The sequence below is a fragment of the Microbispora sp. KK1-11 genome (genome assembly GCF_006874435.1).
Taxonomy (GTDB): domain Bacteria; phylum Actinomycetota; class Actinomycetes; order Streptosporangiales; family Streptosporangiaceae; genus Microbispora; species Microbispora catharanthi.
Genome location: NZ_VIRJ01000160.1, coordinates 1 through 396, shown reverse-complemented (window position 1 = coordinate 396; position 396 = coordinate 1). Strand labels below are relative to the sequence as shown.

The 396-nt window shown below is 73.0% G+C and carries 1 protein-coding gene; it reads right to left on the bottom strand.

All coding sequences use genetic code 11. The features are described from left to right. Window positions 1–271: 271 nt before the first annotated feature. Window positions 272–396 (bottom strand): SAM-dependent methyltransferase (locus FLW16_RS46450; RefSeq protein WP_185949874.1); only part of this gene is annotated, 125 nt, incomplete at its 5' end.

Here is a 396-nt window from a genome sequence, read left to right as displayed (position 1 = left end):
GCAGCATCATGTACATCGGCATGTCGGTCCCCGGCGGGGCGGGCTGCTGCGAGCCGATGACGAAGGCGTTGCGGAGCAGCAGGCCGGGCAGGTTCACGTTCGCCCCCTCGTTCTGGCCGCCGTCCTGCTGGCCCGCAAGGACGCCTGACGGCTCAGCTCGCGCTCAGCGGCACGCAGGCCCCGGTGGTCGCGGTGGGCGCGGTGGCCGGCTTCACGGCCGTGCTCGCACCCGCGGCCGCCGCGAGGGACACCTTGGCCGTGAGCGAGAGGGTCAGGGCGTCAGGTCGTCGTCGTTGATCGCCGCCAGGACCGAGACGAGCAGGACGCCCACGGGCTCGCCGAGGTCGACGAGCTCCCGCAGCCGCGGATGCGTGAGGATCGAGTCGGGGTCGCGTA